This window comes from Bacillus mycoides (assembly GCF_018742245.1).
Taxonomy (GTDB): Bacteria; Bacillota; Bacilli; order Bacillales; family Bacillaceae_G; genus Bacillus_A; species Bacillus_A cereus_U.
This window is the reverse complement of sequence record NZ_CP036132.1, coordinates 2,893,111-2,908,400: the sequence shown is the minus strand read 5'-3', so window position 1 is coordinate 2,908,400 and position 15,290 is coordinate 2,893,111. Positions and strand designations below refer to the sequence as shown.

Sequence of the window (15,290 nt, the reverse complement as noted above, 5' to 3'; positions counted from 1 at the left end):
CAAAATGAACGGTTTATGAATCGAACATAAAGGAGATTATGTATGGCACTCTCATTTGTTGAAACAGAAGAACAATCTTTAGTTATTGAGAAAATAAATAAATTGATTCCGAAGTTCATGGAAAGGGAGCATCAACTAAGTGAATTAGGATCATTTCCGTATGAAAATATTAATAATTTGAAAGATATCGGATATACGAAATTAACGTTGCCAAAAGAATTGGGAGGCAATGCGATTTCTTTATATGACTTCGTTTTATTTCAAGAGAAAATAGCAGAAGGATGCGGTGCTACCGCATTATCAATTGGATGGCACCTTGGCATTGTAAAGGAATTAGCTGAAAATCGCTCTTGGGATGAGGAAATGTTCACTTGGTTTTGTGAAGAAGTGCGTAATGGCGCCCTCTTTAATCGAGCAGCGACAGAGCCGAATACAGGTAGTCCTACGCGCGGCGGGAAACCAGAGACGTTAGCTGTCAAAAAAGGTGAGAAGTGGATTATAAATGGAAGAAAAACGTTTACGACAATGGCGCCAGTACTTGATTATTTTATCATTTCAGCAAGTATTGAAGGCCAGGAAGAAATCGGAGAGTTTGTCATTCCAAAGAATACAATAGGCGTGTCAATTGAAGAAACGTGGGATAGTATCGCAATGAGAGGAACTGCGAGCCATGATCTCGTTTTACAAAATGTAGAGATACCAGATCGCTTTTTCACTGATATAAAGGGTTCAAAGGTTAAAGCTAAGGGGATTGGCTGGTTACTTCATATACCAGCATGTTATTTAGGAATCGCACAATCGGCAAGAAATTATGCGGTTCAGTTTGCGGAATCATACAAGCCAAATAGTTTAAATCATTCTATTAGTTTATTGCCGAATGTTAGAAGATTAGTTGGAGAATTAGAACTTGAGCTTATGCAAGCTCGCGTCTTTTTATATCAAATTGCGAAAAAGTACGATGAAGCAGAAGATAAACTATCACTGCAAGCAGAACTAGCGGCAGTGAAATATGCAGTAACAAATGCGGCGATATCCATTGTAGATAAAGCAATGCGCATCGTAGGAGCAAAAAGTTTATCAGAAAAAAATCCGCTTCATCGTTATTATTTAAACGTCAGAGCAGGGCTACACAATCCGCCGATGGATGATGCAACACTATCTATGCTGGCGGATGCGGCGTTTCGGTCTTAATGAAGAAATATAAAGTCTGTTCCGTTCTGGAACAGACTTTTCGTTGTCGGTGAATCGTTGGTATATTTAGAGTTGTGATAGATATATTTAAAAAATCGTTGATATAATTCCATGTATTATGTCATTGTTCAAGAAGAGGGAATTCTCGATTTATCAATTAAAAAATCTTTCTTTTCATTCTTCTTTTTGTAGTTTTATAGTGGAATGCTATGCTTCTTATTTCACCTACTGTATAATAAGAAAAAAGTACGAAAAGAGGTTATCTCATGCTAGAGGTTATTGCAACTTGTTTAGAAGATGTGAAGCGAATTGAAAAGGCTGGTGGAAATCGAATTGAACTCATTTCATCATATACAGAAGGTGGTTTAACACCGAGTTATGCTTTTATAAAAAAAGCAGTAGAAGCAGTGAAAATACCAGTTCATGTTATGATTCGTCCGCATGCGAAGTCTTTTACATATACGGAAGAAGAAATTAAAATGATGAAAGAAGATATTGTAGTTGCTCAAAATCTTGGAGCTGCTGGTGTTGTATTAGGTATATTAAGCGAACAAAATGAAGTTGATGAAGAGAAATTAGTAGATTTATTATCTGTTGTAGATGGAATAAATGTCACGTATCACCGTGCGATAGATGATACAGAAAATCCAGTAGAAGCGATGAAAGCTTTGAAGAAATTCAATAAAGTTACTCACGTGTTAACTTCAGGCGGACAAGGAAATGTAGTAGATAATATTCCGGTGCTTACAGAGATGCAAAAGGAAAGTGAAGGGAATATACAGCTTGTTGTCGGAAGCGGAGTAACGAAAGAGAATGTAAAACAATTGCTAGATGAAACTGGAATTACGCAGGCGCATGTAGGTACAGCGGTTAGAGAAGGTAAGTCATGTTTTTCTGAAATTGACCTAAAGTTAGTACAAGAGTTAGTTGAAATAATAAAGTAAGTATTTAAGAAAGAGGAGAGACGATGAAGACAAATACGAAGAAAGAATTGATCTCATGGATTAAAACGATAGGTATTACCTTTGCGATTGCCTTTATCGTTCGTGGGGTGCTATTTACGCCGTCATTAGTACAAGGTGAGTCGATGATGCCAACTTTAGAAAATAATGAGCGAGTTCTCGTGAATAAGATTGGTTATAGTATAAGCGGGTTAGACCGTTTTGACGTTATCGTCTTCCACGGAAAAGAAGGGTACGATTTAGTAAAACGAGTAATTGGTTTACCAGGTGATATAGTTGAGTATAAAGATGATGTTTTATATGTAAACGGAAAAGCGATGGAAGAACCGTATTTAAAAGAATTTAAAGAAAAGGCAGCTGGCCGTGTATTAACTCCTGATTTTACGTTAGAACAAATCACAGGAAAAACGAAAGTGCCAGAAGGCCAAGTGTTTGTTTTAGGAGATAATCGTGAAGTTTCTAAAGACGGTCGTATGTTTGGATTTATTTCAGAAGATGAAATTGTCGGAAAAGGACAAGCTGTTTTCTGGCCATTGAAACAAGTGAGAGCGTTATAAAATAAAGCAAAAGTATGGGAGGAATATTCTTCCATACTTTTTTGTTTGTGAAAAATATATTGATAGAATTGAAAGAATATTTTATAATTTTAAATTATATGTTTGTTTCGAAAAACGGAATTCAAGTTCCGAAATTCGGAACATAAAGGAGATAGGATGAGTATAAATAAAACGGCAGTTAAGACAATGGATATTTTAGAGTTGTTTTATGAGCATGAGGAGCTAAGTTTAACAGAGATGGTTCAGCTTACGAATATGCCGAAAACATCTGTTTATCGTTTAATTGGCTCGTTAGAAGAAATGGACTTTTTACAAAAAACAGAAAAGGGAAAGTATCGTCTCGGAGTCGTTTTTTTACGATTTGGTCAACTTGTTTCACAAAGGTTATCCGTAAGAAATATTGCGATACCTTATATGAAAGAGCTTAGAGATAGTTTAGGGCAAGCAGTAAATTTAATTATTCAAGATGGTAATGATGCAATTTATGTTGAAAAAATGGAAGGAGCTCAGCCGGTACGTGTTTATACGGCGGTTGGAAGAAGGGCTCCACTGTATGCGGGTGCATGTCCGAGAATTTTGCTATCGTATTTTTCTGAGGAAGAGAAAAGAAAGTACGTAGAGGAAACAGATTTAAAGCAGTTTGCGGATGGAACAATCGTGAATAAGGAGCATTTGTTAGAAGTATTGCATATGGCGAAAAAAGAAGGGTACACAATTAGCTACTCTGAATTAGAAAATCATACAGCAGCTATAGCAGCACCAATTTTTGCAAGTGATGGAACGGTTGTAGCTGGCATTAGTATTTCGGGATTAGCAATTGAGTATAGCGAAAGTAACATTGCATATTTTACTGCGAAAGTGAAAGAAACAGCATACCGCATTTCGAAAGAACTCGGCTTTTGGGCATAGAAAGAGGGAGTGGGATGAAATTTTCTGCGTTAGGGGATCAAGCAATTATTGTTACATTTGGTGAAGAAATTGGGATGGATATATACGAAAAAGTACAACGATTATTTCAAGCGCTGAGGCGGCATCCATTTGCAGGAATGGTTGAATGCGTTCCGTCGTTTACTTCATTAGCGGTGTACTACAATTTGTACGAAGTATGGAAGAAAAATGATAGAAATATAAGACCGTATGATCACGTTTGCCAGTATATAAAGGAGCTGTGTGATTCATATAAAGAAGAAGTGAACCGAGATGTGAAACATATTTCTATACCAGTGTGTTACGGGGGAGAATATGGACCTGATTTAGAAGAGGTTGCATATTATCAAGGATTACAAGTAGAGGATGTTATTCGAATACATAGTGAAACAACATATTTCGTGTATATGTTAGGTTTTACACCTGGGTTCCCGTATTTAGGCGGGTTACCGAAAGAACTAGAAACACCTAGAAAAGAAACGCCGCGATTACAAATTGCTCCTGGTTCAGTAGGTATTGGCGGAAATCAAACAGGTATTTATCCGCTTGAAACACCAGGAGGTTGGAATATTATCGGCCGAACACCTATTTCTCTATTTAATCCAAAAGAAGAAACACCAACATATATTCAAAGTGGTATGTATTTACGATTTATACCAATAACAAAGGAAGAGTACGTATCGCTTGAGGGGGCTAAAGAATGGATGTAGAGGTTTTGCATGCAGGAATGTTTACAACAGTCCAAGATTTAGGACGATCTCATTATCAACAATACGGTGTACCTGTTGGCGGGGCTATGGATAAAAATGCGCTCAGGATGATTAATATGTTAGTAGGTAATGAGGAGAATGAGGCTGGACTCGAAATTACAATAATGGGACCTAAATTGTTAATAAAGAAAACGACTTTGCTCGCGATTGGTGGAGCAGATATGGAACCGTTGTTAAATGGAGAACGCATTCCATTATGGCGTCCCATATTAGCTGAAGAAGGAAGCATGCTTTGTCTCGGAAAGGCGAAAAGCGGTTGCAGGGCGTATGTGACTTTTGCGGGTGGTATAAATATTGATCGTACGATGGGAAGTAAAAGTACTTACATACGTGCTGCTCTTGGCGGTATTGAAGGGAGAATGCTGAAAAAAGGAGATTATTTTCAAATTGGTACAGGGGCAGAAGTTGGGAGTCGTTTCATTCGAAATTTACAAGAAGAAGAGCGTATAAAAACGAAGTGGGCAATTGGTAACAATACTTTACCAAAATATAAGAAGCAGCCTATTCTTCGCGTCATAACAGACTTTGAATATGATCAATTTACAGAAGAAAGTATAAAGTCGTTTTTTTCGAAAGAGTATAAAGTATCCAATTATGCTGATCGCATGGGATATAGGCTTGACGGAGATGTTTTAAATAGAGTTGAAGAGATAGAAATTTTATCGAGCCCAGTTACATTCGGAACAATTCAAGTACCGAATGGTGGACAGCCTATTATATTAATGGCGGATAGACAAACGACAGGTGGTTATCCGAGAATTGGAAATGTAGTTTCAGTAGATTTACCTCTTCTAGCGCAGCTAAAACCAGGAGACTATGTAACTTTTGAAAAAATAACTATGGAAGAAGCTGCACACTTATATATAGAACAGGAAACAAGTATGAGTCTATTAAAGAAATTCATCGCTTTACGAAGCTGAGATTAGGAGGAAAACATCGTGACTACAATCGATTTGAACTGTGATTTAGGAGAAAGTTTTGGAGCTTATAAAATGGGGAATGATGATGAAATTCTTCCGTTCGTTTCCTCTATAAACGTTGCTTGTGGTTTTCATGCTGGTGATCCGGCCGTTATGCGGCAAACGGTTGAAAAAGCTCTGCAGCATAACGTAGCAATAGGAGCACACCCTGGATTTCCTGATTTAATTGGATTTGGGAGAAGGAATATGCACGTTTCAGCAAGTGAAGTATACGATTATGTTTTATATCAAATTGGCGCATTAGAAGGATTTGTTAAAGCTGCCGGTGGGAAGATGCAACATGTAAAACCGCACGGTGCGTTATATAATATGGCGGCAACTGATTCGGAAATTGCGGATGCAATCGCAAAAGCAATTTATCATATTAACCCTGGATTATTACTTTACGGATTAGCGAATAGTGAGGCGTTTATAAGGGCAACAGAAAAATATAATATAACTCTCGTACAAGAAGCTTTTGCTGATCGTACGTATAAGCAGGATGGAACTTTAACGAGCCGTACAGAAGAAAATGCTCTTATAAAAAATGAAGATGAAGCAATAAAACAAGTACTTCAAATGGTGAAGGAAGGGTATGTAGAATTGGTTAATGGGGAGAAAGTAGCAGTTCAGGCGCAAACGATATGTTTACACGGGGACGGAGAGAAAGCAGTACAATTTGCGGAAAAAATATACAGAACATTCGAACTTAACGGTGTTTCTATAAGTGCACCGAAATAATAAATGAGGGGAAGTGCTGGAAATGATTAAATTAATTGGGATACTACTTGTTGCAGTTGGGTTTTTATTTAGATTAAATACACTGTTAGTAGTAATGGTTGCGGGTATTGTTACTGGTATGGTTTCAGGCTTAAGCTTTTATGATGTGATTAGCATGTTCGGTAAATTTTTCATAGAAAACAGATATATGTCTATGCCAATCATATTAACTTTACCGGTAATCGGAATTTTAGAGCGTTACGGTTTAAAAGAAAGAGCAGAAGCACTTATAACGAAATCAAAAGGAGCAACAACTGGAAGAGTATTAATGTCATATTTTACGATAAGAGAATCATCAGCAGCACTTGGACTTAATATCGGTGGTCATGCGCAAACAGTGAGACCGCTTGTTGCACCGATGGCAGAAGGAGCTGCGCAAGGAAGATACGGTAAACTCCCTGAAAAATTGAGAGAAAAGATTAAAGCAAACGCAGCAGCTGCGGAAAATACAGCTTGGTTTTTCGGAGAGGATATTTTCATCGCAACTGGTGCCATTTTATTAATGAAAGGGTTCTTCGATTCAGTAGGTATGCATGTCGGTGTATGGGATATGGCGCTTTGGGGTATTCCAACTGCGATATCTGCTCTTATTGTGAGCTGGATTAGGTTTAGAAGGTTTGATAAGTATATAGAGAAAACAATGAAGGCAGAAGAAAAACAAGAGAAGGAGGCTATATAAGATGAACATCATAACAATGGATACAATTTATTATGTATTAGGAATAATCGTTGCATTTATCGCTGTTCGTATTGCATTTGATCGTGAACATCCAAACCGATTCGGTTCTAGCTTATTTTGGGCATTGTTTGCAGTTACATTTTTATTTGGAAATATAATACCTTCGTTTTACGTTGGCTGTATCGTACTCGCTATGGTCGTGTTAGCTTCATTAAATAAAGTAACAAAATCCGAGGAAAAAGAAGTACCAGTGCAAGAACGTGTGAAACATGCTGAGAAATTAAAGAATAAAATTTTTATGCCTGCACTGTTAATACCTATTTTTACAATTATCGGTACACTGACATTAGGGAAAATCAAATGGGGAAATGTCTCTCTTGTTGATCCTGATAAAGTAACGTTAGTTGCATTAGCGTTAGGTGCATTACTCGCATTCGTTGCAGCGATGCGTATTACAAAAGCGAAAATAACAACGCCTGTTCAAGAAGGAAGCAGATTACTACAGGCTGTCGGCTGGGCTGTTATTTTACCACAAATGTTAGCAGCGCTTGGCGGTATTTTCGCAAAATCTGGCGTTGGCCAGGTCGTTTCTGATTTAGTCGGACAAGTGTTACCAACAGAGTATCCATTCGTTGCTGTTATGGCGTACTGTTTAGGAATGATGCTATTCACAGTTGTAATGGGAAATGCTTTCGCTGCGTTTGCGGTTATTACTGGCGGAATTGGCTTGCCTTTAATTGTTCAAATGCACGGCGGGAACCCAGCAATTATGGCAGCACTCGGTATGTTTGCTGGATATTGCGGAACGCTTATTACGCCAATGGCGGCAAACTTTAATATTGTTCCAGCGATGCTTTTAGAATTGAAAGATAAGAATGCTGTTATTAAGGCGCAAGTACCAATTGCTCTTTCCATTTTCATTATCAATATGTTTATCATGTACGGCCTTGTATATCGTTTCTAATTAGGAGAGTGAAACTATGAAAAAAGTATTAGTAACAGGATTTGATCCGTTTGGAGGAGAAAGCATCAACCCAGCTTGGGAAGTCGCAAAAAGTTTACATGAAAAAACAATTGGAGAATACAAGATTATAAGTAAACAAGTTCCAACGGTATTTCATAAATCGATACAAGTATTAAAAGAGTATATAGAAGAGTTGTCGCCTGACATTATTATATGTATTGGACAAGCTGGGGGCAGACCAGATGTTACGATAGAGCGAATAGCAATTAATGTTGATGATGCAAGAATTGCTGATAATGAAGGAAATCAGCCAGTGGATGTACCGGTTGTAGAAGAAGGACCGATTGCATATTGGTCGACATTACCGATGAAAGCAATTGTAAAAAAACTTCGCGAGGAAGGCATACCAGCTTCCGTTTCACAAACGGCAGGTACATTCGTTTGTAATCACTTATTCTATGGTCTCATGCATGAACTGCGGAAGCATGATCAAAAAATAAAAGGCGGATTTGTTCATATTCCGTTTTTACCAGAACAAGCTAGTAACTATCCAGGTCAACCGAGTATGTCACTTTCTACTATTAGTAAAGGGATTGAATTGGCAATTGAGGTAACGACGGAAGTGGAAGTAGATATTGTAGCGTGCGGCGGTGCGACGCATTAAATAGAAGAATAAATTGGGATACAATCATATTCCATAGATGATTTCACAAAGTTTTGGAGAGATAGTTAAGGTGAGGGCAATGGGTAAAATTCTATTCTTCGGAGTAATATTATGTGTCACGCGTATAGAAGGTTAAATCTAATTTTAATATTTTGTTATTCGATAAGGATTTATTAGAAATATAAAATGAAATAAAAAAGCAACTTCAAGATGATAAAGTAGCTAAATAGCAAGTTTAAAAAATGTTTGCAAAAATAATAGAATAACTGGTAATAAAGGAAAAGAAATCCGAAAATTGGATTTCTTTTTAATTTGATGTAACTATTTACATAATATAATATTCCATGGTAAAGTTTTCAAGGGAAAATTAAGTATGAGAAACACCATGGAGGGTACATTATGAAAAAACAAATTTCAATTTTATTAGGCAGCATCATGCTGACTGGAAGCATTCTTACAGGTTGTGGAAATGAAAAAGCATCCACAGAGGATAAGGAAAAAGCAACTTCTGCTGAGCAAAAAGATGTTTCTAACAAGTCCGAAAAAGAGGAGAAAGGTACTGTAAACTTATCTAAAGTAGGACAGAAAGCCAAATCAGATGGTAATGAAGCCGAATTAATGAAAATTAAAGAAGTTAACCAAACTGTAGATATTGCACCTATTAAATATACTGTAAAAGATATGAAGATTATTAAGCTTAATAAAGTTAATAAGTCTATGACAGAATTTTTACTTCAATATACAGGCGGGAACAAGTTGCCTGAGGATCTAAATTACATACAAATTCAGTACAGTGTAGAAAACACTAGTGATCAAAATGTAGACTTCTATGGTCTTCAAAAAGTTGTTCTGAACAATGGTGAACAGCTGGATGCAATTGGAAATGATTTCATTTGGGAAAGAGAAGATAATGATAGTAAATTTTATGGTAAAGTAAAAAAAGAGGGAAGTGTAGGTCTTATTATTAAAGGGAAGCCTGAGGAGATTACATCAGCTAAGTTAATCTTTAGTAATACAGTTAACCCTGACGGATATGAGACTATTACGGAAGAACAACAAGCAGAATTCCAAATATAAAAGAGAGGCATTGGTATTATCCCCTATAGGTAGACAGTAAAAAAAGAGTCCATCTGGCATGATGGACTCAATACTGGTTTATCCGGAGGGGATTTTTTTATAGTAAAAAAAGGAAAATCATTTCAAAAATATACAGAAGAACTAAAGCGAGAGGTAGTTCGTCTTCGATTAGAAGAAGGAAAATCATTACGAGAAATTCGTGAACAACTTGGTGTGAAGAGTGATGCTCAAATTGTAGAGTGGGTAAAACGAGCTCAACAAGGGGAGTCATTTGAGAAACAACGTGGTGTTTGGAATTGAAAGAATTTTAATAGTCTTGAAGAAGAAAATACTTATTTGAAGGCGCAGGTTGAGTATTTAAAAAAGCGCAATCCAAATCTACGCGGGAAGGAATGATAATGAATCATAAACGTGTTTGCCGTCTGATGAGAGAGCTGGGCGTTCAATCTATCATCAGAAAAAAACGTCCGTTTTATGGAAGAAAAACATCTGTGGTATTTAAAAACCATTTGAACCGAGAGTTTCAAGCAGAAAAACAAAATCAAAAATACGTAATGGATATTACTATGGTTATACAAAAAAAGAGTAACCCGTTTGGCTACTCTTCACATAGAAACTTGTATTTGTTCATTTCAATAAGAGACCGTTATTGAAGTCCCTTCATGAAATTTTGGATTTTTGATGATAATGCAAACAGCAGGATGCTAACTAAAATGGAGATAGTACCAATAACACCAAAGTAAATTGCTTCTGTTGCAGGATTATACAGTTTAACAACTTGGGCATTTATTGCTTGCGCAGACGCAGTTGATAAGAACCATAAGCTCATGGTTTGCGAAGAGAAAGCAGCTGGAGCCAGCTTCGTCGTTATTGATAACCCTGAAGGAGATAAACAAACTTCTCCAATTACAATTAAAAAGAAGCTAAGGACTAACCACATAGGATTCACTAAAGAGTGAGTACCGTTGATTAAAGCCGGAATAATCATAACTAAGAATGAGAAACCTGCAAATAGCAATCCAATAGCGAATTTTTTTGCCGTTGAAGGCTGCTTCTTGCCTAACTTTATCCAAACCCATGCAAAAATCGGGGCAAGCGTTACGATAAAGATTGGACTTAATGATTGGAACCAAGCGGAATGCAATGTAATTCCATTGAACTGTAATTGAGTTCGTTGATCCGCGTATGTCGCTAAGATAATAGCACCTTGTTCTTGTATAGACCAAAATATTGTAGCTGCAATAAAGAGTGGTATATACGCAAGAAGACGAGATTGCTCTACTTTTGTTGTTTTAGGACTACGATACATATAAATGAAATAATAGGCTGGAATAACAATCCCTAAGATACTAATCAAGAATGTAAAACGATTTATAGTTAACAACCCAGTTGGAATTGTAACCACACCTAGCAATATTAATACAATCAGACCAACACTGAAATACTTAATAGTCTTTTTTCTTTCCGAATCTGATAATGGATTAGGTACTTGTGTACCGACTAGACCAAGGTTTTTCTGTTTTGTTCCAACAAATACCCCTAACCCAATTGCCATACCAATTGCGGCAACTCCAAAACCAAGGTGGAAATTATATTGCTGACCTAATGTTCCGACAACTAAAGGTGCAAGTAAGGCACCTAAGTTAATACCCATGTAGAATATACTGAACCCTGAGTCACGACGCGCATCTGTTTCACTGTATAAACTTCCTACGATGTTCGATATGTTAGGCTTTAACAACCCTGTTCCTAGAACTAAGAAGACCATAGAGATAAATAACGCACTTTTACTACCCGGTAAAGCTAAAATAAGATGGCCAATCATAATTAAAACGCCACCAAAGAATACGGTTTTACTTGGACCAAATAAACGATCCGATATCCATCCACCGATAATACTAGACATGAACAGTAAGGAACCGTAAATTGCCATTATCGAGGTTGCGGTAGATTGATCAATGCCTAATCCACCTTTTGCGACCGAATAGTACATATAATACAGTAAAATAGCTCTCATTCCATAATGAGAAAACCTTTCCCAAAACTCAGTGAAGAATAAAGAGAATAATCCTTTTGGATGCCCAAAAAATCCTGTTTGAGGAATACTTTGAACAAGTTCGTTTTTTTCTTTCATAATGTTAATATTACCCCTTATTAATTTTTTATATTATACAAGTATAACTTAAGAGGCTCCCAGTAGTCCATAACTATCTAAGCCCATCGATGAAGAAAAGCAGCCTTCTGGCTACTTTTTAAATGAATTGAAAAATCGTCAAAGCCCCCACTGAAACGTTTCATCTCAGTGGGGGTAGTTGACAAGATAAACAATTATTCTTAGAGCTGGTTTGAATTTTCGAAAGGTTTTATGCCAGTTTGCGGAATTAAAATTAAATAACTGTATTTTAATTGAACAGTAGTTATCTTGGAAACTTTAATTACGCCCAAAAAAGTTTGGGTTTAGATAATGCAACGTAGTAAGTAAACCGAATTGTACAACACCTACTGTAAACAACTGGTATAATAAGTATAGGAAAATACATAGAGGTGATTTTTGTGCAGCAATATGAGGAAGTACGTTCAATATTAGAAAAGGCGAAGAAAATTACAGTGTTGACAGGTGCTGGTGCAAGTACGGAAAGTGGAATCCCTGATTTTCGTTCAGCAAATGGATTATATGCTGATGCGAATGTAGAGATGTATTTGTCGAGAGGCTATTATAATAGAAATCCGAAAGAGTTTTGGAAGCATTATAAAGAAATCTTTCAAATTAATACGTTTCATCAATATAAACCAAATCGTGGGCATCGCTTTTTAGCGGAACTAGAAGAACAAGGGAAAGACATAACGATTTTAACGCAAAATATTGATGGTTTGCATCAAGTAGGTGGTAGTAAACATGTAATTGATTTACATGGAACGCTTCAAACAGCGCATTGTCCGAAGTGTAAAACGGGATATGATTTACAATATATGATTGATCATGAAGTGCCGCGTTGTGAGAAGTGTAATTTCATACTAAATCCAGATGTTGTTTTATACGGAGATACGTTACCTCAGTATCAAAATGCGATCAAACGTTTATATGAAACAGATGTACTTCTTGTAATGGGGACGTCACTCAAAGTACAGCCTGTCGCGTCATTCCCAGAAATCGCAAAGAGAGAAGTAGGCGCAACAACAATTTTAGTAAATGAAGAATTAACGGGACAAGAATACAATTTTGATTTTATTTTTCAAAATAAGATTGGTGAATTTGCCAAAGGGTTATCTTCGATTAAATAAGTTTTTGTTTTCGTAAAGAAACTGAGGTGAATGATGTCCACCTCAGTTTTTTTGTATGAATTATATTCATGTTATTGAGTATTAAGGGGAATGGTAATAAATAGGATATAAAATACAAAAACTGAAAATTAAATCTTTTATTTCTTTTGTAATTAATATAAAATTCTATATATATCATAAAATTAAATTTGATACATAATGATGTATTTGATTGCACTGTAGTGAACGTATGTTTTATGTAGAGAAATGTTAATAGAATGAAGCGAGGGAGCAAAATGAGACAGAAAAAGGAGAAGCAGAAACAGTCGAAAAAGAAAAAGACTCATATTCCGTTTCGGTTAAATGTACTATTTTTTATCGTGTTTCTTTTATTTTCAGCTATTATTATTCAATTAGGTAAAGTACAAATCATTGACGGAGAAACGTATCGAAATGAAGTGAATAAAAAGGAAGATGTAACGGTGAGTACTCCAGTTCCGAGAGGGAAGATGTTTGATCGGGAAGGGAAAGTTATTGTAAATAATAAACCGTTACGAACTGTTACATATACGAAGATGAAAGGAGTGGACTCAAAAGAGGTTTTAATAGTGGCAAGAAATTTAGCAAAGCTAATTGAAATGCCACAAGAAGATATGGAAAAGTTAACAGAGACAGATAAAAAAGACTTTTGGATGCAGTTAAATGAAAAACGCGCAGCAACAAAAGTAACGAAAGAAGATGAGAGTAAATTTAGGAAGCAGGAAATAGAAGGGAAAGACTTAGATAAGAAAGTAGAAGAGTTGAGACGAGAAAGAATTACACAAGAAGAATTAAACGAGCTTTCGAAAGAGGATATAGAAGTACTAGCAATTAAAAGCAAAATGAATGCGGGATATAAAATGACGCCACAAATCGTCAAAAAAGATGTAAGTCAAAATGAATATGCAGTAGTGAGTGAAAGATTATCGATCTTGCCAGGCGTAGATACGACTGTGGATTGGGAGCGAGAATATCCAAATGATAAAATACTACGTTCTGTACTTGGTAGTGTTTCTACTGAGAATGAGGGATTACCAAGGGAGCAATTAGACTATTATTTAGTACGAGATTATAACAGGAATGATCGTATTGGTAAGAGTTACATCGAAAAACAATACGAAGATATGTTACATGGAACGAAAGAACAGTCTAAAAATATTACTGATAAAGCTGGAAATATTATTCGAACTGAAAAAGTGACAAAAGGAAAAAGTGGAAATAATTTAATGTTAACAGTTGATATGGATTTACAGAAAAAGGTGGAGGAAAGTCTTGAAAGGAATTTAAGGGCATTTCATTCTTCAGAACCGATGATGGATCGTGCATTCGTCGTTATGATGAATCCGAAAAATGGTCAAATTCTATCATTAGCAGGAAAAAAAATTGTAAATAAAGACGGCGGAATGCAAATAGAAGACTATGCATTAGGAACGATGATAAGCTCTTATGAGTTAGGATCGACGGTGAAAGGAGCTACGGTATTAGCGGGATATCAAACAGGAGCGATTAAGCCATATACGCATTTCTTTGATGCACCAATGTACTTTAAAGGAAGTTTGAAGCCGAAGAAATCTTGGAAAGACTTTGGAGATATTGATGATTTAAGAGCATTGCAAGTTTCATCCAATGTCTACATGTTTAATACGGCGTTAAAGATTGCGGGGATTGATTATGTACCAAACAATCCGCTAGATATTAAACAAGAAGCGTTTAATAAAATGCGCTATTACTTTAGACAATTTGGTTTAGGTGTGCCAACTGGTATTGACCTGCCAAATGAATCGATTGGTCAAATGGGTAGAACTGATAATATACCTGGTTTTTTACTTGATTATGCGATTGGACAATATGACACATATACGCCGCTGCAGCTTGCTCAATATATGTCAACGATTGCAAATGGTGGTTACCGAATGAAACCACAAATTGTACAAGAAATTAGAGAGCAACCAAATAGACCAGAGGAAGTCGGAAAAGTTATTCACTCGATGGGACCAGTCGTATTAAACCGAGTGGATATGGATCTGTCATATATAAATCATGTGAAAGAAGGATTTAGAAGAGTTTTCCAGGAGACTGATGGGACAGGTGCTGGAACTTTTAAAGGATTACCTTATAAACCGGCTGGAAAAACAGGAACAGCAGAAACAGTGTACGGTGGAGAAAGTGATATTGGCAGAGATGAAAACAACTATCGAAAAAAATGTTATAATTTAACTCTCGCCGGGTATGCGCCATATGATGCTGATCCGGAAGTCGCTTTTTCTGTTGTTGTGCCATGGGTGAATAATGATAAATCAGGTATTAATTCTGCAATTGGTAAAGAAATTTTGGATGCATATTTTGATTTGAAAACGCAGAGATCGGGTGTAAGTCCAGTCCCAGTAGCACAACAGCCGAATAAGGCACAGTAAAAAATTCAAATTGTAGTATATCACTGCGCAAATGAACAGGTGCAGT

Annotated in this window: 14 protein-coding genes and 1 pseudogene; 14 read left to right on the top strand and 1 reads right to left on the bottom strand. The window is 36.4% G+C overall.

Annotation, left to right across the window (positions count from 1 at the left end; translation table 11 throughout):
* Positions 1-42 precede the first annotated feature (42 nt).
* The 12 genes and pseudogenes from EXW56_RS14800 to EXW56_RS14745 form a co-directional block, all read left to right on the top strand.
* Positions 43-1,191 (top strand): acyl-CoA dehydrogenase family protein, encoded by a 1,149-nt coding sequence (locus tag EXW56_RS14800; RefSeq protein ID WP_215596701.1) that lies wholly within the window; start codon positions 43-45, stop codon positions 1,189-1,191.
* A 266-nt stretch (positions 1,192-1,457) separates the two neighbouring features.
* Positions 1,458-2,135 (top strand): copper homeostasis protein CutC, encoded by a 678-nt coding sequence (locus EXW56_RS14795; RefSeq protein ID WP_215596700.1) that lies wholly within the window; start codon positions 1,458-1,460, stop codon positions 2,133-2,135.
* A 23-nt stretch (positions 2,136-2,158) separates the two neighbouring features.
* Entirely contained in the window at positions 2,159-2,710 is a 552-nt protein-coding gene (lepB, locus tag EXW56_RS14790; RefSeq protein WP_215596699.1) for a signal peptidase I, read from the top strand.
* Between the two features lie 156 nt (positions 2,711-2,866).
* The gene (locus EXW56_RS14785; protein ID WP_204209861.1) at positions 2,867-3,619 is read left to right on the top strand and encodes an IclR family transcriptional regulator; all 753 of its coding nucleotides are present in this window, start codon (positions 2,867-2,869) and stop codon (positions 3,617-3,619) included.
* 14 nt (positions 3,620-3,633) lie between these two features.
* A complete protein-coding gene (gene pxpB, locus EXW56_RS14780) occupies positions 3,634-4,347 on the top strand; it encodes a 5-oxoprolinase subunit PxpB (protein ID WP_002200015.1) in 714 nt (237 codons plus the stop codon).
* Positions 4,338-5,327 (top strand): 5-oxoprolinase subunit C family protein, encoded by a 990-nt coding sequence (locus tag EXW56_RS14775; protein ID WP_215596698.1) that lies wholly within the window; start codon positions 4,338-4,340, stop codon positions 5,325-5,327. The genes pxpB and EXW56_RS14775 overlap by 10 nt, the downstream gene beginning before the upstream one ends.
* An 18-nt stretch (positions 5,328-5,345) precedes the next feature.
* Positions 5,346-6,107, top strand: coding sequence for a 5-oxoprolinase subunit PxpA (gene pxpA / locus EXW56_RS14770; RefSeq protein ID WP_215596697.1), 762 nt, complete (start codon positions 5,346-5,348; stop codon positions 6,105-6,107).
* A 22-nt stretch (positions 6,108-6,129) separates the two neighbouring features.
* On the top strand, positions 6,130-6,825 hold the full coding sequence (locus EXW56_RS14765; protein ID WP_002110619.1) for a DUF969 domain-containing protein: 696 nt from the start codon (positions 6,130-6,132) through the stop codon (positions 6,823-6,825).
* Position 6,826: 1 nt separating this feature from the next.
* On the top strand, positions 6,827-7,789 hold the full coding sequence (locus tag EXW56_RS14760) for a DUF979 domain-containing protein (protein ID WP_215596696.1): 963 nt from the start codon (positions 6,827-6,829) through the stop codon (positions 7,787-7,789).
* Between the two features lie 16 nt (positions 7,790-7,805).
* The gene (pcp, locus tag EXW56_RS14755) at positions 7,806-8,453 is read left to right on the top strand and encodes a pyroglutamyl-peptidase I (protein WP_215596695.1); all 648 of its coding nucleotides are present in this window, start codon (positions 7,806-7,808) and stop codon (positions 8,451-8,453) included.
* A gap of 399 nt (positions 8,454-8,852) precedes the next feature.
* The gene (locus EXW56_RS14750; protein WP_002161265.1) at positions 8,853-9,530 is read left to right on the top strand and encodes a hypothetical protein; all 678 of its coding nucleotides are present in this window, start codon (positions 8,853-8,855) and stop codon (positions 9,528-9,530) included.
* 99 nt (positions 9,531-9,629) lie between these two features.
* Positions 9,630-10,102, top strand: a pseudogene (locus EXW56_RS14745) (transposase); the annotation flags it as partial.
* A 74-nt stretch (positions 10,103-10,176) separates the two neighbouring features.
* On the opposite strand, the gene EXW56_RS14740 reads toward EXW56_RS14745, so the two are convergent.
* Complete coding sequence (locus tag EXW56_RS14740; protein WP_215596694.1) at positions 10,177-11,664, bottom strand: peptide MFS transporter; 1,488 nt, start codon at positions 11,662-11,664, stop codon at positions 10,177-10,179.
* Positions 11,665-12,083: 419 nt separating this feature from the next.
* Here EXW56_RS14740 and EXW56_RS14735 point away from each other — a divergent pair, with 419 nt between their 5' ends.
* Both EXW56_RS14735 and EXW56_RS14730 read left to right on the top strand, forming a co-directional pair.
* Entirely contained in the window at positions 12,084-12,812 is a 729-nt protein-coding gene (locus EXW56_RS14735; protein WP_215557116.1) for an NAD-dependent protein deacylase, read from the top strand.
* A 257-nt stretch (positions 12,813-13,069) separates the two neighbouring features.
* Entirely contained in the window at positions 13,070-15,244 is a 2,175-nt protein-coding gene (locus EXW56_RS14730; RefSeq protein ID WP_215596693.1) for a peptidoglycan D,D-transpeptidase FtsI family protein, read from the top strand.
* Positions 15,245-15,290: the final 46 nt, after the last annotated feature.

What these genes read in the sequence shown, in the direction of transcription:
- EXW56_RS14800 (WP_215596701.1), top strand. Translation starts at nt 43, where the DNA reads ATGGCACTCTCATTTGTTGAAACAGAAGAACAATCTTTAGTTATTGAG.
- EXW56_RS14795 (WP_215596700.1), top strand. Translation starts at nt 1,458, where the DNA reads ATGCTAGAGGTTATTGCAACTTGTTTAGAAGATGTGAAGCGAATTGAA.
- lepB (WP_215596699.1), top strand. Translation starts at nt 2,159, where the DNA reads ATGAAGACAAATACGAAGAAAGAATTGATCTCATGGATTAAAACGATA.
- EXW56_RS14785 (WP_204209861.1), top strand. Translation starts at nt 2,867, where the DNA reads ATGAGTATAAATAAAACGGCAGTTAAGACAATGGATATTTTAGAGTTG.
- pxpB (WP_002200015.1), top strand. Translation starts at nt 3,634, where the DNA reads ATGAAATTTTCTGCGTTAGGGGATCAAGCAATTATTGTTACATTTGGT.
- EXW56_RS14775 (WP_215596698.1), top strand. Translation starts at nt 4,338, where the DNA reads ATGGATGTAGAGGTTTTGCATGCAGGAATGTTTACAACAGTCCAAGAT.
- EXW56_RS14765 (WP_002110619.1), top strand. Translation starts at nt 6,130, where the DNA reads ATGATTAAATTAATTGGGATACTACTTGTTGCAGTTGGGTTTTTATTT.
- EXW56_RS14760 (WP_215596696.1), top strand. Translation starts at nt 6,827, where the DNA reads ATGAACATCATAACAATGGATACAATTTATTATGTATTAGGAATAATC.
- pcp (WP_215596695.1), top strand. Translation starts at nt 7,806, where the DNA reads ATGAAAAAAGTATTAGTAACAGGATTTGATCCGTTTGGAGGAGAAAGC.
- EXW56_RS14750 (WP_002161265.1), top strand. Translation starts at nt 8,853, where the DNA reads ATGAAAAAACAAATTTCAATTTTATTAGGCAGCATCATGCTGACTGGA.
- EXW56_RS14740 (WP_215596694.1), bottom strand. Translation starts at nt 11,664, where the DNA reads ATGAAAGAAAAAAACGAACTTGTTCAAAGTATTCCTCAAACAGGATTT.
- EXW56_RS14730 (WP_215596693.1), top strand. Translation starts at nt 13,070, where the DNA reads ATGAAGCGAGGGAGCAAAATGAGACAGAAAAAGGAGAAGCAGAAACAG.